At 63.1% G+C, this 17,700-nt stretch carries 16 protein-coding genes; 3 read left to right on the top strand and 13 right to left on the bottom strand.

What is annotated here, in order from left to right; all coding sequences use genetic code 11:
• Window position 1: 1 nt before the first annotated feature.
• The 8 genes from ACF8FG_RS23505 to ACF8FG_RS23470 all read right to left on the bottom strand — a co-directional run bounded on the left by ACF8FG_RS23505 (window position 2) and on the right by ACF8FG_RS23470 (window position 7,553).
• Window positions 2–1,564 carry a Wzz/FepE/Etk N-terminal domain-containing protein gene (locus ACF8FG_RS23505; RefSeq protein ID WP_014591042.1) on the bottom strand — a complete coding sequence of 521 codons (1,563 nt, stop codon included), beginning with the start codon at window positions 1,562–1,564 and terminating at the stop codon, window positions 2–4.
• A 19-nt stretch (window positions 1,565–1,583) separates the two neighbouring features.
• Window positions 1,584–2,699 carry a hypothetical protein gene (locus tag ACF8FG_RS23500; protein WP_019438668.1) on the bottom strand — a complete coding sequence of 372 codons (1,116 nt, stop codon included), beginning with the start codon at window positions 2,697–2,699 and terminating at the stop codon, window positions 1,584–1,586.
• 24 nt (window positions 2,700–2,723) lie between these two features.
• Entirely contained in the window at window positions 2,724–3,281 is a 558-nt protein-coding gene (locus ACF8FG_RS23495) for a polysaccharide biosynthesis/export family protein (protein ID WP_014591044.1), read from the bottom strand.
• Window positions 3,282–3,545: 264 nt separating this feature from the next.
• Window positions 3,546–3,722, bottom strand: coding sequence for an EPS-associated small membrane protein EppA (gene eppA, locus ACF8FG_RS23490; protein ID WP_014591045.1), 177 nt, complete (start codon window positions 3,720–3,722; stop codon window positions 3,546–3,548).
• 248 nt (window positions 3,723–3,970) lie between these two features.
• Window positions 3,971–4,513 (bottom strand): helix-turn-helix domain-containing protein, encoded by a 543-nt coding sequence (locus tag ACF8FG_RS23485; protein WP_014591046.1) that lies wholly within the window; start codon window positions 4,511–4,513, stop codon window positions 3,971–3,973.
• Between the two features lie 76 nt (window positions 4,514–4,589).
• Complete coding sequence (locus tag ACF8FG_RS23480; RefSeq protein WP_070383913.1) at window positions 4,590–6,008, bottom strand: short-chain fatty acid transporter; 1,419 nt, start codon at window positions 6,006–6,008, stop codon at window positions 4,590–4,592.
• Window positions 6,009–6,162: 154 nt separating this feature from the next.
• Entirely contained in the window at window positions 6,163–6,819 is a 657-nt protein-coding gene (locus tag ACF8FG_RS23475; RefSeq protein ID WP_004576290.1) for a CoA transferase subunit B, read from the bottom strand.
• A gap of 35 nt (window positions 6,820–6,854) precedes the next feature.
• Entirely contained in the window at window positions 6,855–7,553 is a 699-nt protein-coding gene (locus ACF8FG_RS23470) for a CoA transferase subunit A (protein ID WP_014591047.1), read from the bottom strand.
• Between the two features lie 140 nt (window positions 7,554–7,693).
• Here ACF8FG_RS23470 and ACF8FG_RS23465 point away from each other — a divergent pair, with 140 nt between their 5' ends.
• Window positions 7,694–8,599 carry a LysR family transcriptional regulator gene (locus tag ACF8FG_RS23465; RefSeq protein WP_010954013.1) on the top strand — a complete coding sequence of 302 codons (906 nt, stop codon included), beginning with the start codon at window positions 7,694–7,696 and terminating at the stop codon, window positions 8,597–8,599.
• The gene (locus ACF8FG_RS23460) at window positions 8,587–9,408 is read left to right on the top strand and encodes an aldo/keto reductase (RefSeq protein WP_392519253.1); all 822 of its coding nucleotides are present in this window, start codon (window positions 8,587–8,589) and stop codon (window positions 9,406–9,408) included. Before ACF8FG_RS23465 ends, ACF8FG_RS23460 begins: the two co-directional genes overlap by 13 nt.
• A 365-nt stretch (window positions 9,409–9,773) precedes the next feature.
• Here the strand turns inward: ACF8FG_RS23460 and ACF8FG_RS23455 are convergent, their stop codons facing one another.
• The 4 genes from ACF8FG_RS23455 to lexA are packed head-to-tail and all read right to left on the bottom strand — an operon-like array spanning window position 9,774 to window position 15,513.
• Window positions 9,774–12,854: an error-prone DNA polymerase gene (locus ACF8FG_RS23455; RefSeq protein ID WP_392519252.1), complete on the bottom strand. Its 3,081-nt coding sequence runs from the start codon at window positions 12,852–12,854 to the stop codon at window positions 9,774–9,776.
• Window positions 12,851–14,269, bottom strand: coding sequence for a DNA polymerase Y family protein (locus ACF8FG_RS23450; RefSeq protein ID WP_135198492.1), 1,419 nt, complete (start codon window positions 14,267–14,269; stop codon window positions 12,851–12,853). The genes ACF8FG_RS23455 and ACF8FG_RS23450 overlap by 4 nt, the downstream gene beginning before the upstream one ends.
• Window positions 14,270–14,275: 6 nt before the next feature.
• Window positions 14,276–14,896: a translesion DNA synthesis-associated protein ImuA gene (gene imuA, locus ACF8FG_RS23445; RefSeq protein ID WP_004374214.1), complete on the bottom strand. Its 621-nt coding sequence runs from the start codon at window positions 14,894–14,896 to the stop codon at window positions 14,276–14,278.
• The gene (gene lexA / locus ACF8FG_RS23440; protein WP_012052394.1) at window positions 14,896–15,513 is read right to left on the bottom strand and encodes a transcriptional repressor LexA; all 618 of its coding nucleotides are present in this window, start codon (window positions 15,511–15,513) and stop codon (window positions 14,896–14,898) included. Before lexA ends, imuA begins: the two co-directional genes overlap by 1 nt.
• Window positions 15,514–15,604: 91 nt before the next feature.
• On the opposite strand from lexA, the gene ACF8FG_RS23435 reads away from it, so the two are divergent.
• The gene (locus ACF8FG_RS23435; RefSeq protein WP_070383910.1) at window positions 15,605–16,288 is read left to right on the top strand and encodes an HAD family phosphatase; all 684 of its coding nucleotides are present in this window, start codon (window positions 15,605–15,607) and stop codon (window positions 16,286–16,288) included.
• On the opposite strand, the gene ACF8FG_RS23430 is transcribed toward ACF8FG_RS23435, so the two are convergent.
• Window positions 16,285–17,670 (bottom strand): MFS transporter, encoded by a 1,386-nt coding sequence (locus tag ACF8FG_RS23430; protein WP_134697716.1) that lies wholly within the window; start codon window positions 17,668–17,670, stop codon window positions 16,285–16,287. The two genes, ACF8FG_RS23435 and ACF8FG_RS23430, sit on opposite strands and share 4 nt — an antisense overlap.
• Window positions 17,671–17,700 lie beyond the last annotated feature (30 nt).

The raw sequence follows: 17,700 nt of genomic DNA, 5'->3' as shown, positions 1-17,700 counted from the left end.
CCTATACAAACCGAGACATGACTTTGTACAACAGCACATCCAGTGGCATGTAGAACACGTGCACCAGCCCTATCATGATAGCTGCCAGCGCCAGTGCCGCCAGGATCAGGTGATTGCGCCAGCGTTTGCGTCGGGCTACGTCGGCCCGGGTATCGATATAGGGCAGTGCCACCAGCACCCGTTTGCCCAGCAGGTTTTCCAGGGCGCCAACGCCGCGCACGCGCTGATTGAGCATTTCCAGCAGCATCACCAGCGCACCGCCACCGGCCGGTGCAAGCACCAGGCCCAGCGCAGCGATTTTCTTGCGGTTAGGCTTGATCGGCTTCTCAGGCAACAGAGGAGGCTCCAGCAGCACAAAGCGTTCAGCCTTGTTTTCCTGCTCGAGGCTTTCGGTAATCTTTGCGCCCATTTCCTTGGCACGAATCTCTTCGTATTTCTTGCGCGCGTTGTCGTGGTCACGCATCAAGGTCACCAGGCCACGCTCGACTTGCGGCGCCTCTAGGATCTCGGCTTCATAGCCTTCCATTTTCCGGGTCAGCTCACGCTTTTGCTCTGCCAGCGAAGCAATACGCACCTGCGCGGCACTCATCTTGGCGCGGACACGGGCCGCGTCGAGGCTGACCGTGGACGCTGCCGCAGCGCGACCACCACTGGCTTCGAGCGCCTGGATCTTGCGCTTGACCGCCACGACATCCGGGTGGGCGTCCTTGTAGCGGGTCAGCAGCTGCGCGTATTCGGCTTTCAGGCTTGGCAGGTCTTCGGGCAGGTCGGCACGCGTTGGCCGGGTGCCTTCGGCAACCTTGGTGGCAAGGCCGGCATTGGCCGCAGACAGCTCCAGTTCCAGGTAGCGCAGCTCTTCCTGGGCAGCCTTGTAATCACGGTCGACCTCACGGAATTCCAGCTCCGCCCGCGACAGCATGTTCATGCGCAGGGTCTGGTGCTCGGGCAAGGCATTGGCATGGGCCTGCTTGAAATCGGCCAGCTGGTTTTCCAGGCTGGCCAGCTCGGCACCCAGCTTATTGGCTTCCTGCGTGAGGAATTCGGTGGTTTCGTTGGCCCGCTCGGTGCGCTGCTTGAGGTTTTCGTTGAGGAACAGCGTCACCAGTTCATCGGCGACTTCCTTGGCTACTTGTGGCTGTTTGTGCTCGAACGACACATTGAACGCCACGGTCGCTTCACCACGACCGCGCACGAAGGTGGTAAGGGTTTCGACCACGATCGCGTTGCGCATCTGGTCGATCCTGTCGCTTTCGCTGAAGCGCTTGTCAGCGAAGAGGTCGTACTTGCCGATGATGCGCAGCAGGTTGTCGCGGGTCATCACCCGTTGGCGAATCACCTCGATGCGCTCATCGGCAAAGCTGGTGTTGTTGGTCGACACCAGCTCAGGCGAAATCTGCTGCGACTCCACCAGAATGGTGCCGGTCGACTGGTAGATCGGCGGCACCATCAACGCGACGGCCACGGTCGCGGCTAGAATGACTGCGGCACTCACCCCTAACACCAGGGCCCTGTCCTTGATAATGGCGATGTAATCTCTGAGGGAGAGCTCGTAGTCAGACTTCATAGGGCCACCTGCCTGCAGTTCAGATGTCGGGGTACCTGTACGTCAACGTCAAACCAACGATCGTAGCGGTCGCATCCGGTACATGGTCCTGCTGCCGTTCCTTGTACATCAGCGACAGGCGCAGGTCCCAGTAAGGCGAAAACTGGCGGCTGGCCCATACGCTGTAAGTCTGCAGCGTGTTGGGCGACTGCCCTTTGCTGTCTTGCCACGCGGCGTCGGCGCCGACCCGGGACAACTCGGTCAGCGCATAGCTCCACACACCACGCACCTGGTCCAGTTCGGCGAAGCCGCCTTCGGCACTTGCCACCGTGCTGCGCTCGGCGGTGAGGCTGGCGTCGGCACGCGGGCCGGTATACAGCAACGCAACCCCACCCTCCCCGCGCCGGCCGCCGTCGTCACCTGACACTTGGTTGACGCCAACATGGGCATCGGCGCTCAAGCCTTCGGCAAGCTGGTATTTAATGCCGACTGCCGGGCTGTAGCTGTTGGAAGCGGTCGCGGTAAGGTCCTCTTCGGGCTCATAGCGCCGGGCACCGAAACGGGTATACAGGTCAGCCCGCTCACTCCAGGCGTAAGTCCAGGTAAAGACGTTCGCCAGTTCGTCGTAGCCCGTCAGCGTGCTGATGTCGTAACGGGCACGGCTGTAGGTGGTTTCGTTGCTCAAGGTACTGCGCTCGGTCACCGCCTGGCTCCAGTTGCCAGTCAAGGTGTAAAGCTTCTGCGTACCGTCGGTGGTAATCACCCCGGTATCCAGTACTGTCCCCGACAACGTCGAGCTTTCGTTGTAGCGCCCCACCAGGCCGAACCGCCCCCGCTCGGTGGTGCGCTGCCAACCCAGGCTGATATCAGGGTCTTCACGGTCATCGACGATATCCGTATCGGACGAGCGCAGCACATGCATGCCAAGCCCCAACCTCAATTCGTCACGGTCGAAAGTACCAATCAGGGTGTAATCCGGCGCGATGATCGTGCGCGTTATGCCCTTTTCCCCCGAGGTCAACAGCAATGGGTTGCTGTCGTATTCGACGGATGTCGGTACCACCACCGTAGACTGCCAATTTGCCGCCAGGACCGCGTCCGTGAACGGCAAGACCAAGATTGCCGTTGCAATGCGAGTTGTTCTAAGAAGAGGCATTAAATGTTCTTATTAAAGGCAAGATCAAGGAACGACCAGCGTATCGCCAGCCTGAAGTTGGATGTTGGTGGACATGTCCCGGCCAGACACCAGGTCCTTATATCGCACGGGCAGGATCTTTTGGGAAGCACCGGTGCCGCGGACCACCTTGATTTCGCTTTCATCTGCAAACTTGTCCAGGCCACCCGACATGCTCAGCGCCTGCAATACCGCCGTAGGGCCTGCCATTTGCACGGGCCCGGGTTTGATCACTTTACCCTGTACATAGACCATGTTGCCGGCAATGCTTTTGACGACAACGCTGACGTTAGGGTCGGGGAGGTATTTTTCGAGTTTGGCAGCGACCTGCTTTTCGACTGCCGTCACGTCCAGCCCGGCGACATCGATGCGCCCGGCCAGGGGGAAGGTGATACTGCCATCGGGAAGTACGGTGGCTTCTTGACGCAGGCTGTCTTCCTGCCACACCGATACCATCACCACATCGCCGGGGCTGAGCAGGTAGGCAGCACTGCTCTGGTCGGCGTTACCGGCGCCAGACCACACCGTCAGCATGCAGAAAGCGGCAAACATTGAACGCACCATGAGGGTCCCTCCGGCCAAATGGCCCGACAAAGAGCACTGAATGAGAACAACACACCAACTCTCGCTCCGCTTCACGGCGCACTGCTGCCGCGATGGCCTCGACCTTCCTGGAGGCCCTTGCCTTGACGCTGCAGACGTGGCTGCAACGCCTTGTAAATGTTGGTCCTACGGGCTACTGGGAATATAGCAACGGTTGGAGAATTCACAAGCCATGCCTGTGGCTTCGCGGCAAGGAGCAGTCACTTCAGGTACAAGGCAGCCGGTTCAGATCTTTCTGCGGTTGGCAACGGCAACAAAACCGACCACAGCAAAGGCAAAGAACCAGCCAGCAGTTGAAACAGGAATGATACTGTTCTGATTTATATACGAATCTGCCGCGCCGGCAGCACCACTTAGCATCACCAGCAAGAACATCGATTTGATTATCAGAGTCGTGCGCATACTCCCCTCCTAAAAACAGGAAAATCAATGAGTTATTAGAGCGGTGCTGCGGGTGTTGTTACATGTTTGATTTGAGCTTATGGGCACAATGACACTACGTCAATGATTCGACACCATAATAAAATTCAATGGGCGATGGGCGAATTCGTCAAAAAAACGGCATGCAGATTATGCAAGGGAGGGATGATGCGATGAACATGTCGTTTCACAGCTGATAACACGTGGGGGCATGATTGCCCCCTGCGCTTTCATTCGTCTGCGTGGTGAACCACAACCAGTAACTGCGCCGGTGTCACACCTACCGAGCGCAGCCGGTGCGGCGTCTGGGCGTTGAAATGCAGGGCGTCGCCCTGCTCCAGCAACACCCGCTCACTCATGAAATCCACTTCCACCTGGCCTGCGTGAACAAACAGGAACTCTTCGCCCTGGTGTTCCTTGAACGTAGGGTCGCTGAACTCGGACGGCGGCTGAATCAGAAACGGCAGCAGGCTGCGCTGGCCAACCTGACTGGTGAGGGCCGCGTACCCCGGCCCTTGCCCATCGCCAACCAGGGCCTGGCGCTCGGTACGGCGCACCAGGCTGTAGCGGCTCTGCCCGGCCTGTTCTTCGGCGAACAGCTCTTCGACATTGACGTTCAGTGCCCTCGCCAGTTTCAGCGCCGCAGCGATCGAGGGCGTGTTGAGGCCGCGCTCGACCTTGGACAGGTAGCTTTTGGTCATGCCAGTCTTTTCGGCCAGCATTTCCAGGGTCATCCCCAGTTTCTTACGCAGCAGTTTCAATCGGATAGACATGTGACGCGGGTTTCCCAGGCTGAGGCAGCCATGATACGCGTCTGAAAGCTGACGCCAAGCCTCCAGGGACTTTGAATCAAGGCATCACCGGCGGCACGTACTGCAGCGTTGTACCCAGCGCCCACAGCAACACCAGCACCAACGGCACATGCACCAGCAATTGCACGAACGAGAAACCGATCAGGTCGCGCGCCTTGAGCCCCAGCACGCCCAGCAGCGGCAGCATGTAGAACGGGTTGATCAGGTTCGGCAAGGCTTCGGCCGCGTTGTAGATCTGCACCGCCCACCCCAGGTGGTACTGCAGGTCGTTGGCCACCAGCATCACGTAAGGGGCCTCGATGATCCACTTGCCGCCGCCTGAAGGGATGAAGAAGCCCAGCACCGCCGAATACACGCCCATCAGCACGGCATACGTGTCATGGGTGGCAATCTGGGTGAAGAACAGTGAAATATGGTGGGCCAGCGTCTGTTCATCGACGCCCTTCACCTGGGTGAGGATGGCAGCGATCGAACCATACAGCGGGAACTGGATCAGCACACCGGTGGTGGTCGGTACCGCACGCGCCACCGCGTCAAGGAAGCTGCGTGGGCGCCAGTGCAGCAAAGCACCGAGCATGATGAACAACAGGTTGTAGGTGTTGAGCCCCGAGATGGCGGTAATCGCAGGTTTTGTCGCAAACTCCTGATACAGCCAGCCAGCAGCCAAGGCCACCAACAGCAGGACCAGGATCGGGCTGTGTTCCAGCCACTCCCCCGGGCGCGTGCGTTGCGGCGCGGGTGGCGCTGTGAAGCTGGGGTCGACACCGCAGTCTTCTGCGCTACGTGCGCTGTTCGGGCCCGGAGCGGTGGCGTAGGCGATCACCAGCGAGACCACCACCAGCGCCGCCAACATCACGCCGGACTGCCAGAGAAAGATGGTTTCGGTAAAGGGGATCACCCCGGTTATCGACAGGATTGAAGGTGGCAGGCTGGCCGGGTTTGCCTGCAGCTGCGCCGCCGAGGATGACAGGCCCAACGCCCACACCGCACCCAGCCCCAGGTAAGCGGCCGCACCCGCAGCGCGGTAGTCCATCTTCAGGTCGGTGCGCCTTGCCAGGGCGCGCACCAACAAACCTCCAAACACCAGCGACAGCCCCCAGTTGAGCAAGGAGGCCAGCATCGAGATCAGTGCTACCCAGCACACTGCCGAGCGCCCATTGCCGGGGATGCGCGCCAGGCGATCGATCAGCCTCGCGGCGGGCGGCGAGCTGGCCACCACATAACCGCCGATGACCACGAAGGCCATCTGCATGGTGAACGGTATCAGGCTCCAGAAGCCGTCGCCAAACGCCTTGGCGGTGTCGGTCGGTTTGGCGCCCATGGCCAGTGCGCCGATACACACCAGCAGCACCGCCAGCGCGGCAAACACCCAGGAGTCGGGGAACCAGCGTTCAGCCCAGTTGGAGCAGCGCAAGGCAAAGCGCGCGGAGCGGCTGTCTTGAATTTCAGCGGCCACGGTTGAATTCCTTTTATTGGTTTTATGGGATGAAGCGGTATTGCCAGGCAACGCAAAAAACCTGTTGGAACGGGTTTACCCGCGAATGCGGCGGTCAATGTACCGACGCACTCGCGGGTAAACCCGCTCCAACAGGGTGGGATCACGTCATGCCTTAGAAGGTCATTTCCTTCACATCATCCGGCACGATCAGTTTGCCGGCGGTTTTCTCGATGATTTCCTCGACGCTGACCCCTGGCGCGGTCTCGCGCAGGATGAAGGCGCCGTCTTCGATTTCCAGGTAGGCCAGGTCGGTCAGCACCTTGCGGATGCAGCCCGCACCGGTCAGCGGCAGGCTGCACTGTGGCAGCAACTTGGACTCGCCGTCCTTGGAGGCGTGGGTCATGGTAACGATGATGTTGTCGGCGCCGGCCACCAGGTCCATGGCCCCGCCCATGCCCTTGACCAGCTTGCCCGGAATCATCCACGAGGCGATATTGCCCTGCACGTCCACCTCGAAAGCCCCCAGGACGGTCAGGTCGACGTGGCCGCCACGGATCATGGCGAACGATTGTGCCGAATCGAAAATCGAGGCACCGCGGCGGGCGGTGACAGTTTGCTTGCCGGCGTTGATCATGTCGGCATCGAGGGTACTTTCAGTGGGGAATTCGCCCATGCCGAGCAAGCCGTTTTCCGATTGCAGCATCACATCCATGTCGGCGGGTACATAGTTGGCCACCAAGGTGGGGATGCCGATGCCCAGATTGACGTAGTAACCGTCCTTCAGTTCACGGGCAACGCGTTGCGCCATCTGTTCGCGGGTCAGTGCCATGGTCAGGATCTCTTTATTGTTCGGGTGGATGGCGCTCAGGCCTTGACGGTGCGCTTTTCGATACGCTTTTCGAAGGTGCCGACGATGACACGGTCCACGTAGATGCCCGGGGTGTGGATTTCGCTTGGCAGCAGCACGCCAGGCTCGACGATTTCTTCCACTTCGACCACGGTGATCTTGCCGGCGGTGGCCGCCAGCGGGTTGAAGTTTTGCGCAGTGTTGCGGTACACCACGTTGCCGTAGTAGTCGGCCTTCCAGCCCTTGACGATAGCGAAGTCACCGGTGATGGATTCTTCCAGAATGTACTTGCGGCCCTTGAATTCGCGGACTTCCTTGCCGTCGGCAACCGGGGTGCCATAGCCGGTTGCGGTGTAGAACGCCGGAATGCCGGCACCACCTGCGCGCATTTTTTCGGCGAGGGTGCCCTGCGGGGTCAGCTCCACTTCCAGCTCGCCACTGAGCAACTGGCGTTCGAACTCGGCGTTTTCGCCCACGTAGGAAGCGATCATCTTGCGAATTTGCCGGTCTTCCAGGAGCACGCCCAGACCAAAACCGTCCACGCCGCAGTTGTTGGAAACCACGGTCAGGCCCTTGACGCCACGCCGCTTGATTTCGCTGATAAGGTTTTCCGGGATGCCGCACAGGCCGAAACCACCGGCCAGTACCGTCATGTTGTCGGTCAGGCCTTCGAGGGCCTGTTCATAGGTTGCAACGCGCTTGTCCAGTCCGGCCATGCTGATCCGCCTTTTGTAGTTGTTTAACCGACGAGGCTGTCGGTGAGCGTGTGCAGACATCTTCACCGCAAGCGACTGATTTGTTAATTTTGTTTTCGTCATCGATTGATAATTTTTACAAAACAAACGATAGGCCCGACATGAACGTCAAACAACTGCGCGCCTTTGTCGCCGTGGCCAAGTACCAGAGCTTCGCCCAGGCCGGTGAACACCTGCACGTTTCACAGCCGGCACTGAGCCTGACCATCAAGGCGCTGGAAGAAAACCTCGGCGGCGCCCTGCTCAGCCGCACCACGCGCAGCGTAAGCCTAACTGCCGAGGGCGAAGTGCTGCTGCCACTGGCACGCCGCCTGCTGGCCGACTGGGACGACACCGAAGAGATGCTGCGCCAGCGCTTTACCCTGCAATTGGGCCGTGTTTCGGTGGCGGCCATGCCGGCTTTTGCCGGCAACCTGTTGCCCCACTCGCTCAAGGTGTTTCGCCAGCGCTACCCCAAGGTCAACGTCACGGTGCACGACGTGATCAACGAACAGGTACAGGAACTGGTACGCCATCGTCGCGTCGAACTGGGCATCGGCTTCGAGCCGGATAACATCGATGGGCTGGACTTCCACCCGTTGTATATGGACCGCTTCGTTGCCGTAGTGGCCGCCGACTCGCCCTTGGCGCTGCTGCCCCAGGTCAGCTGGGCACAGCTGATGGCCGAAGATTTCGTGGCCCTGCAGCGCCCTTCGGCGGTGCGCCTGTTGATGGAGCAGAATGTGGCGGCCCGCCACGGCAAGCTGGCAGTCGCGTTCGAAAGCCACCAGCTGACGACCATCGGCCGCATGGTGGCCAGCGGCCTGGGGGTCAGTGCCGTGCCGGCCCTGTGCATCAACCAGATGCAGGAGCTGGGTGCCCGCTGCGTCACCTTGGTCGAGCCCACTGTCGAGCGGCGCATCGGCGTGATTGCCCTCAGCGAGCACAAGCTTTCCACCGCAGCGCAAGCACTGCTTGAGGTGCTTCTTTCCAATACCCGGATCCCGGAGGTGACATGCGTTACGTAAATCTGGCAGGCACGAGTGTTCCAGCCATCGGCCAAGGCACCTGGTACATGGGCGAAGACCCAGGTCGCAAGGCTGCCGAAGTCGCGGCGCTGCAACAGGGCATCGAGCTGGGCCTGAACCTGATCGACACCGCCGAGATGTATGCCGAAGGGGGGGCAGAAGAGGTCGTTGGCCAAGCCATTGCCGGGCGCCGCGACCAGGTATTTCTGGTCAGCAAGGTCTACCCGCACAATGCCAGCCTGCGCGGCATGGCGGCTGCCTGCGAACGCAGCCTCACGCGCCTGGGCACTGATTGCATCGACTTGTACCTGCTGCACTGGCGTGGTCAGCACCCGCTGGAGGAAACCGTCGAAGGCTTCGAGCGCTTGCGCGAGCAAGGCAAGATCAAGCGTTGGGGCGTATCCAACTTTGACGTCGACGACCTGCGCGAACTGCACAACCCTGATTGTGCCACCAACCAGGTGTTGTATAACCCGGCCCAGCGCGGCATCGAATTCGACTTGCTACCGTGGTGCGAAAAACGTGGCTTGCCATCCATGGCCTACTGCCCGCTGGCTCAGGCCGGGCGCTTGTTGCAGCACCCGGTGCTGGCGGAAATCGCCGAGCGCCATGGCGCCACACCGGCCCAGGTGTGCCTGGCCTGGGTGACCCGCGATGACGGCGTGATCGCCATCCCCAAGGCGGTGACACCCGAGCACGTGCGGCTCAATGCGGCGGCGGGAGCGCTGACCTTGACCGGTGAAGACCTGCGGGCGATCGACCGGGCGTTCCCTGCACCGACGCGCAAGCAGCGGTTGGCGATGGTGTAGGCGAGCACAAGCTGGGCCAGTAGACGACCTCTGTGGGCGCGGGCATGCCCGCGAACACCGGCAAGGCCGGTGCCCTGCAACGCGGTGGCTGCTTCGCGGGCTCGCCCGCTCCCACAGACCGCGCAAGTACCGAGCGTTGAGCAACTGCGCCACCACCGCCCGCCGCTGCCGTTCGCCAAGCGCAATCTGGACCAGGACGCGACCTTTGGGAGCAACTGTCTTGCTCAATTTCTAAAAGCTGGCGCGATCCCTGTGGGAGCGGGCATGCCCGCGAACACCGGCAAGGCCGGTGCCCTGCAATGCGGTGGCTGCTTCGCGGGCTCGCCCGCTCCCACAGGGAACCGCGCAAGTTCCGAGCGTTGGGGTCAGTGGAAATCCCGGCTGCGTACATCCAGCCCTTGCAGCAGCGGACTCACATCCTCCAACCGCCGCGCAATCAGGTGCCGCACCCCATTCTCCTGCTCCAACCGCCCACTGACCTTGAGCAACTGCGAACCCACCAGCGCCCGCCGCTGCCGTTCGGCCAGTGCACGCCACACCACCACGTTGACCATGCCATGCTCGTCTTCCAGAGTAACGAAGGTCACTCCGCTGGCGGTTTGAGGCCGTTGCCGGCCCACCACCAGCCCGGCCACGGCAATGTTGTCGCCATGCTCCACACCCTGCAATTCACTGGAGCTGCGACACCCCAGTGCCCTCAGGCGAGAACGCAACAGCGCCAGTGGATGTGGGCCAAGCGTAGTGCCGAGGGTTTGATAATCGGCCATCAGGTCCTCGCCCACGGTTGGCACGGGCAATTGCACCGGTTCTTCAGGCAAGGCCTGCACATCGGCGAACAACGGCAGTTGCGGCTGCACCGCCGCCACCTGCCAGCGCGCCTGATGCCGATCGCTGGCCAAGGCGCGCAGCGCCCCGCCATCAGCCAGGCGGGCACGGGCCCGTGCGTCCAGGCCGGCGCGCAAACACAGGTCTTCGACGTTGCGCCACGGCCGCTGCGCCCTTGCCTGCTGCACGCGCCTGGCATCGGCTTCGGCCAGGCCACGCACCAGTCGCAGGCCCATGCGAATGGCCAGGGTGCCTTGAGCATCAGGCTCCAGTGTGCAGTCCCAGTCGCTGTGGCAGACATCAACCGGCCTTACCTCGATACCTTGGCGGCGAGCCTCTTGCAGCAACTGATCAGGGCTGTAGAAGCCCATCGGCCAACTGTTGACCAACGCACAGGTGAAAATCGCCGGCTCATGGCACTTCAGCCAACTGCTGGCATAGCACAGCAAGGCAAAGCTGGCCGCATGCGACTCAGGGAACCCATAGCTGCCAAACCCCTTGATCTGCTCGAAGATGCGCTCGGCAAACGCCAGCGTGTAACCATTGCGCAACATGCCCTGCACCAGCCGTTCGCGGTGCGGTTCCAGGCCGCCGTGGCGCTTCCAGGCTGCCATGCTGCGGCGCAACTGGTCGGCCTCGCCCGGGGTATAGTCGGCCGCGACCATCGCCAGCTCCATCACCTGCTCCTGGAACAGCGGCACGCCCAAGGTACGTTCGAACACTTCCTTCAGTTGCGGCGACGGATACGTCACCGGTTCCTGCTTCAGACGCCGGCGCAGGTACGGGTGCACCATGTCGCCCTGGATCGGCCCGGGGCGGACAATGGCTACCTCTATGACCAGGTCGTAGAACTTTTGGGGCCGCAGCCGCGGCAACATGGCCATCTGCGCGCGTGACTCGATCTGGAACACACCCATGGTCTCGGCACGGCTGATCATGGCGTAGGTGGCCGGGTCTTCGCTGGGGATGGTCGCCAGGGTCAGGTGCCGGCCACGGTGGTGGTGCAGCAGGTCGAAGCAGCGACGCAAGGCGCTGAGCATGCCCAACGCCAGCACGTCGACCTTGAGCAGGCCGACCATGTCCAGGTCGTCCTTGTCCCACTGGATCACCGTGCGCTCCGGCATCGCGGCATTCTCCACCGGCACCAGCTGGTCGAGCGGTTGCTGGGAGATGACAAAACCGCCCGGGTGCTGTGACAGGTGCCGGGGGAAGCCGATCAGTTCGCCGGCCAGCACCAACACCCGCCGCAGCGAAGGGCTGCCCGCTTCGAAACCGGCCTCGGCCAGGCGCTGGTCATCAGGTATGCGATCGCTCCAGCGGCCACAACATTTGGCCAGGGCATCCACCTGGTCGGCGGGTAGCCCCAGCACCCGCGCCACATCCCGCACCGCACCGGCGGCATGGTAGGTGTTGACTACCGCAGTGAGCGCCGCCCGGTGCCGGCCATAGCGACGGAACACATACTGGATCACCTCCTCGCGCCGGTCGTGTTCGAAGTCCACGTCGATGTCCGGCGGCTCGTTGCGCTCGCGCGACAGGAAGCGCTCGAACAGCAGGTGGTGTTTCATGGGGTCAAGCTCGGTGATGCCTAGCACGAAGCACACCACCGAGTTGGCTGCCGACCCCCGGCCCTGGCATAGAATGCGCTGGCTGCGGGCGAAGGCGACAATGTCGTGCACCGTCAGGAAGTAGCTTTCGTAGCCCAGCTCTTCGATCAGCCCCAGTTCCTTGGCAAGCACAGCCCGCACTTTGCCACTCGGCCCGCCTGGCCAGCGCAGCGGCAGGCCTTGCTCGCACAATTCGCGCAGCCAGCTTGCCGGGGTATGCCCCTCGGGCACCAGTTCGCGTGGGTACTGGTAGTTCAGTTCGCTCAGGTCAAACTGGCAGCGCCGGGCAATGACCAGGGTCTCGGCCAGCAGGTCGAGCGGATACAACTCGGCCAGTTGCGCCTGGCTGCGCAGGTGCCGTTCGCCATTGGCAAACAGAAAGCGCCCGGCCTCGCTCACCTGGCAATGCTGGCGGATGGCCGTCATGCAGTCCTGCAAGGCACGGCGACCACGCACGTGCATGTGCACGTCACCACAGGCCACGGCGCGGATACCCACATCAGCCGCCAGTGCCCGCAACCGTTGCAGGCGCATGGCATCGTCACTGCCCCGATGCAGGTGCACGGCCAGCCACAGGCGCTCAGCAAACACACTGCGCAGCCACGCGCCGGTAGCGGTATCGCCACTGTCAGCGGCCACCCACAAGGCCAGCAGGCCTTGGTGGTGCAGCAGCAAGTCATCACGAAACAGCTGGTACGCACCCTTCTCTGCCCGCCGCCGGGCACGGGTGATCAGCGCGCACAGGTTCTGGTAGCCGGTCAGGTTCTCGACCAGCAGCACCAGCTTGGGCCCGTCGCACAGTTGCACCTCGCTGCCAACGATCAGCCGCAACTGGTGCACCTTGGCTGCCTGCCAGGCGCGCACGATACCGGCCAGCGTGCATTCGTCAGTGATCGCCAACGCCTGGTAGCCCTGCTCGCGCGCACGCCGGAACAGCTCGTCGGCGCTCGATGCACCGCGCTGGAAGCTGAAGTTGGAAAGGCAATGCAGCTCGGCATAACCCGGGGTGTTCATGCGAACCAACCCTGCAGCCAAAGCGGGCCGGCCTGGCTCAGGTCGCGGTAGGCCCAGCCGCGCAAGCCGTCACGGGTTTCGATGCGGTAGTAGTCGCGACGCACATCGCCGCCATCCCACCAACCTGATTCGATGCGTTCGGCGTAGCCCTGCACCTGGTAGGCGGCGTCATCCAGCGCGATCGGTGCCGATAACAGCCACCCCGGGCGGCTGCCCGGTGCAACCGGCATGTTGCCTTGGGCACCCTGCTCCGCCAACTGCCAGGCGCATTCGGGGCGGTGATCGGCGGCTGCGCCAAGCCCCTTGACGGCCTCATCCCCCAGGCGGGCGCGCAACCGCTCGCGCAATTGCGCCCAGGGTTGCGCCTGTTGCGCCCGCGGGTCGAACAACGCCTGATGCTGTGGCACAAAGGGTGGCAAGTCTTCGGCAACCAGCCGCAGGTTGCGCACCGGTGCGGGTATGCGCAGCGGCTCAAGGCGCCCACGGGCCAGCTCGAACAGCATCGCAGCATCGCGTTCGGCCGCCAGCAAACCCACCTTGAGCAGGGTATCCGGCCCCTCGGCGTGCTCCAGATGCAGGCAGAAGCGCTGCACGCCACAGTCTCGCCCGGCCAGAAATGCAGCAAGGTCGTTGAGCATGCGCCGCAGCGGGAACAACAGCGCCTGGTGCGATTCGACGTCGAAGTTGAGTTCCAGCCGGGTTTCGAAACGGTCGGGTGGCTGGTAGAAGTCCAGCCCCAGGTTGCGCAGGCCGAGCAACTGGTCGAGGTGCAGCTGCACCTGGGCCGCAAAGCGCCTGGCCAAGGTATCGCGCGGCAAGGCCAAAACCTGGCCCAGCTGGCGCAAGCCCATGCGGGCAAACGCTTCGGCCGCCTCTGCCGGCAGGCCGACGCGCGTGATGGGCATGCCAAGCAGCGCCGCTCGGGTGGCGTCGACATCGCCCACGGCCAGGCCATCGTGGCCATTGGCGAGCATGCGAGCTGCCACCGGGTTGCTGGCCAGGACAATGCGTTGGCGCAGGCCCAGTTCTGCCAACTCCTGACGCAGACGCGCCTCGAACAAAGGCCAGGGCCCGAACAGTTGCAGGCTGGAGCCCACTTCCAGCAGCAGCGCCCGAGGGTAATGCAGGCTGACCTGGGCACTGAAGCGGTAGGCCCAGGCCGCCAGCAGCTGTTGCACCTGATCGATGCGTTTGGGGTCGGCTTCGACGCAGGTGAAGCCATCAGCCAGGGCACGCGCTGCGGTCAGGGTTTGCCCGGCGCGCAGGCCCAGTGCAGCGGCCGCCGGGTTGACTGCCTGCAACACGCGACGCTGGGTCGGCCCGCCAATCAGCACCAAGGGTGTGTCAGGGTCGTCACGCTCACGCAGGACGGTGTCCAGCGCAAGCTGCGGGAGCAGGATGCAGGCCCAGAGCATGGTGCATCAGCCCCGCCCTGGGCAGGGAATAGGCAGCGCTGGAGGCATGCCACCCCGGCTTTTCAGCACGCGCCATTGCGCCGGGCGTGTGTCGACTGCAATGCGCAGCGCTGCGGGTGAAGGGTTGTGCGACGCCTGCTGCGGCCTGCAGGCGAACGCCAGTGCCTGCCCGGTTTCGGCCGCTACCTGCAAGCGCCGCAGGGCGCGGTCATCGGCACGTTCCGGCCAGCACAGCACCGCCGCGCAACTGCCCGAGCGCAGGCACTGTTCGGCAGCCCACAGGGCATCGGCAGGCTCGGCATCCACCTGTACCAGCCAGCGCAGGTCCACCCCCGCTGCCTGCCAGGCCGGTGCAAAAGGGATGAAGGGTGGAGCCACCAGCACCACTCTGCTGGCTTCTGCACTCAGCCGGGCCAGGGTTGGCCACAGCAACTGCAATTCGCCACAGCCGGGGTTGGCCAGCAACAGCTCGCTCAGTGCTGCCGCTGGCCAGCCACCTTCCGGCAAACGTTCGTCGAGGGCCGCATGGCCGGTGGGCTGCAGCCCGAGTGGCCGCGCCTGGGCCTGCCGGCCGCGCCATACCCGGCGCTGTTCCAGCAGCCTGTCGAGGTCGACCACGGCGCCCATCAGTCGCGCCTCAGCAAGCCGCAGAACACGCCTTCGATGAAAAAGTCCTGTTCGGGCTGCACATCGATCGGCGCATAGGCCGGGTTGCGTGGCAACAGCCGGTAAGTGCCGCCTTGGCGTTGCAGGCGCTTGATGGTCACTTCGCCGTCCAGGCGCGCAACCACGATTTGCCCGTCGCGGGCGTCGGCCTGTTGCAGGATGCCGACCAGGTCACCGTCAAAGATGCCGTCGTCGATCATCGAGTCGCCCCGCACCTTCAGCAGGTAGTCGGGGGTACGGCGGAACAGGCTGGGGTCGAGCAGCAACTGCTCGTGGATGTCCAGGTCCGGGCCGATGGGGGCACCCGCCGCCACCTGGCCCAGCACGGGTATTTCGAGGATTTCCGGCCGGCGCAGCGGTTCGGCCAGGCGTATGCCCCGGGCCTGGTTTGGCGTGACATCGATGTAACCGGCCTGGCACAGGGCGGTGATGTGCTTGCGCGCAACGCTGCGCGAGGCAAAACCGAAGCGCGTGGCGATATCGGCCAGGCTCGGCGGCTGACCATGCTCGGCAATGCGCTCACGGATAAATTCGAAAATGGCGCGGCGTTTGGGGGTAAGAGTGTCCATGGAGCACATTTGTACTCTTTTCGGAGCACGCTGAACAGCCCCCTTCGTCGTCAGCTTTGGTTATGATCCCCTGGCTTGTGTTTTTTCATCTGGATATCCCATGCTGACCGCCCTGCTGTTCGACCTTGACGGTACCCTCACCGACACTGACACCCTGCACCTGCAGGCCTTTCGCCAACTGCTGCGCGAACACGACGGCCGCGAGCTGAGCCAGGCGCAGTTCGACGCCCAGGTCAGCGGCCGCGCCAACGGCGAGCTGTTCGCCGAGCTGTTCAGTGGCGCCAGCGTCGAACAGTGCCAGGCGTTGGCCGACCGCAAGGAAGCGCTGTTCCGCGCGATGTCGCCGTCGCTTGAGCCGATGCCAGGCCTGTTGCGCCTGCTGGAGCATGCCCAGGCCCATGACATCGGCATGTGCGTGGTGACCAACGCACCGCGGCTGAACGCCGAGCACATGCTGAACGCCATGGGCCTGGGCCAGCACTTTGAACATGTGCTGGTGGCCGAAGAACTGGCACGGCCCAAACCGGACCCGCTGCCCTACCTCACCGGCCTGCAGCGGCTGGGTGCCGACGCCGGGCAAGCGCTGGCCTTCGAGGACTCATTGCCGGGGACGGCCGCGGCCAGTGGCGCGGGGATCTTTACCGTGGGCGTGGCCACGACGCAGACCCCGGAGCGGTTGCTGGCGGCGGGCGCCAGGCTGGTTGTCGACGATTTCAATGATGCGGCGTTGTGGGCGTTGATCGAGCGTATGGCTTCAGACAGGGGCTGTGTTCCCGAAGGCTAGGGAGTGGGAGCCGAACTTGCTGGCGCTGCAGCCGGGGTGCCGGATGTACAGCCTGGAACGCTAAGCCGTGACGCCGCATTTCGCCCCTGCAGCCATACCGCCAAAGCCGCCAACCCTGCGGGTAGCAACAACGAAGCGAATACCTGGGCAAAGCTCCAGCCCAGTGCCAGCATCTGTGCCCCGGCAAAGGCACTGAGAATCGCACCCAGGCGCCCGATGCCGCTCATCCAGCTGGCGCCGGTCGCCCGTGCTTCAGTCGGGTAAAAAGCCGCCGCCAGCGCATTCATGCCAACACTTGCCCCATTAAGGCCAAAGCCCACAGCGCTCGCAACCGCACACAACCAGGCGAAGTCCGCAGCGACCTGACCAATTGCAAAAATCACCGCACCACTGAACAGGAAGGTCAGTACCAGCACGCGCTGCGCCGGGTAGCGATCCATGGCCCAACCCACCGTAATCGCCCCCAACGGGCCGCCAATCTGGAAGCAGGCCGTGACGATGGCCGCTTCGGCCACCGAGAACCCGCCCCCCTCCTTCACCAGCGTCGGCAACCAGCCGCTGAACAGATAGACCAGGAACAGCGCCAGCACGTACCCGCCCCAGAGCATGCAGGTACCAAAGCGATACCGCGCAGAGAGGATGGTGCCGATTGCACCGCCTGCGGCCTGGGCTTTACCGGGCAAGACAAAGGTCGTGTCGGCGTTGACATGCTCAGGTGCCAGGCGACGGACAATGGCCAGAATGCGCTTGCGGTCCGCCCCTTTGCTGACCAGGAACGTCACCGACTCCGGCAGGCGCCAATACAGCAACGGCAGGACCATTAGCGGCAACACCCCACCCAATGCCAAGACACTGCGCCAGCCCAGGTTCGGAATCATCCAGGCGCTGACGAAACCACCTGCCGCCGCGCCCAGGGAGAAGCCGCAGAATGCCAGGGTAATGAGCAGCGAGCGGCTGCGTGCCGGGGCATACTCGCTGACCAGGGTGCTGGCATTGGGCATGGCTGCGCCCAGGCCCAGGCCAGTCAGAAAGCGCAACGCGACCAGGGCTTCCAGGTTGGGTGCAAAGGCCGAGGCCAGTGTCCAGAGGCCGAACAGCAGGACGCTGCACAGCAACACCGCCTTGCGCCCGTAACGGTCCGCCAAGGGGCCGGCAATCAGGGCGCCGAGTGCCAGGCCGATCAATGCGGCGCTCAGTACCGGGCCCAGACTTTGCGCATCCAGGCCCCAGTCGCTTTTCAATTGCGGGGCAATGAAGCCGATGATGGCGACGTCCAGGCCGTCCAGGGCGATGATGAGAAAGCCGAGGAACACCACCCATTTCTGGTAGCGGCCGATGGGTTGCTGGTCGATCAGTTGGCGCACGTCGAGTGTGTTGTTCATAGGTATCACCTGTTGTTGTTTTTATGACGG

It is taken from the genome of Pseudomonas sp. YQ_6, from assembly GCF_043103245.1.
GTDB classification, from domain to species: Bacteria; Pseudomonadota; Gammaproteobacteria; order Pseudomonadales; family Pseudomonadaceae; genus Aquipseudomonas; species Aquipseudomonas alloputida.
This window is presented reverse-complemented; position numbering and strand designations above follow the sequence as displayed.

Bases quoted from the DNA above. Each gene is read 5' to 3' on its own strand.
- ACF8FG_RS23495 (WP_014591044.1), bottom strand. From the start codon at position 3,281: ATGGTGCGTTCAATGTTTGCCGCTTTCTGCATGCTGACGGTGTGGTCT.
- ACF8FG_RS23505 (WP_014591042.1), bottom strand. From the start codon at position 1,564: ATGAAGTCTGACTACGAGCTCTCCCTCAGAGATTACATCGCCATTATC.
- ACF8FG_RS23450 (WP_135198492.1), bottom strand. From the start codon at position 14,269: ATGCTCTGGGCCTGCATCCTGCTCCCGCAGCTTGCGCTGGACACCGTC.
- ACF8FG_RS23465 (WP_010954013.1), top strand. From the start codon at position 7,694: ATGAACGTCAAACAACTGCGCGCCTTTGTCGCCGTGGCCAAGTACCAG.
- ACF8FG_RS23455 (WP_392519252.1), bottom strand. From the start codon at position 12,854: ATGAACACCCCGGGTTATGCCGAGCTGCATTGCCTTTCCAACTTCAGC.
- ACF8FG_RS23475 (WP_004576290.1), bottom strand. From the start codon at position 6,819: ATGGCACTGACCCGCGAACAGATGGCGCAACGCGTTGCCCGTGAACTG.
- ACF8FG_RS23460 (WP_392519253.1), top strand. From the start codon at position 8,587: ATGCGTTACGTAAATCTGGCAGGCACGAGTGTTCCAGCCATCGGCCAA.
- ACF8FG_RS23435 (WP_070383910.1), top strand. From the start codon at position 15,605: ATGCTGACCGCCCTGCTGTTCGACCTTGACGGTACCCTCACCGACACT.
- ACF8FG_RS23430 (WP_134697716.1), bottom strand. From the start codon at position 17,670: ATGAACAACACACTCGACGTGCGCCAACTGATCGACCAGCAACCCATC.
- lexA (WP_012052394.1), bottom strand. From the start codon at position 15,513: ATGTGCTCCATGGACACTCTTACCCCCAAACGCCGCGCCATTTTCGAA.
- ACF8FG_RS23500 (WP_019438668.1), bottom strand. From the start codon at position 2,699: ATGCCTCTTCTTAGAACAACTCGCATTGCAACGGCAATCTTGGTCTTG.
- ACF8FG_RS23470 (WP_014591047.1), bottom strand. From the start codon at position 7,553: ATGGCCGGACTGGACAAGCGCGTTGCAACCTATGAACAGGCCCTCGAA.
- ACF8FG_RS23485 (WP_014591046.1), bottom strand. From the start codon at position 4,513: ATGTCTATCCGATTGAAACTGCTGCGTAAGAAACTGGGGATGACCCTG.
- imuA (WP_004374214.1), bottom strand. From the start codon at position 14,896: ATGGGCGCCGTGGTCGACCTCGACAGGCTGCTGGAACAGCGCCGGGTA.
- eppA (WP_014591045.1), bottom strand. From the start codon at position 3,722: ATGCGCACGACTCTGATAATCAAATCGATGTTCTTGCTGGTGATGCTA.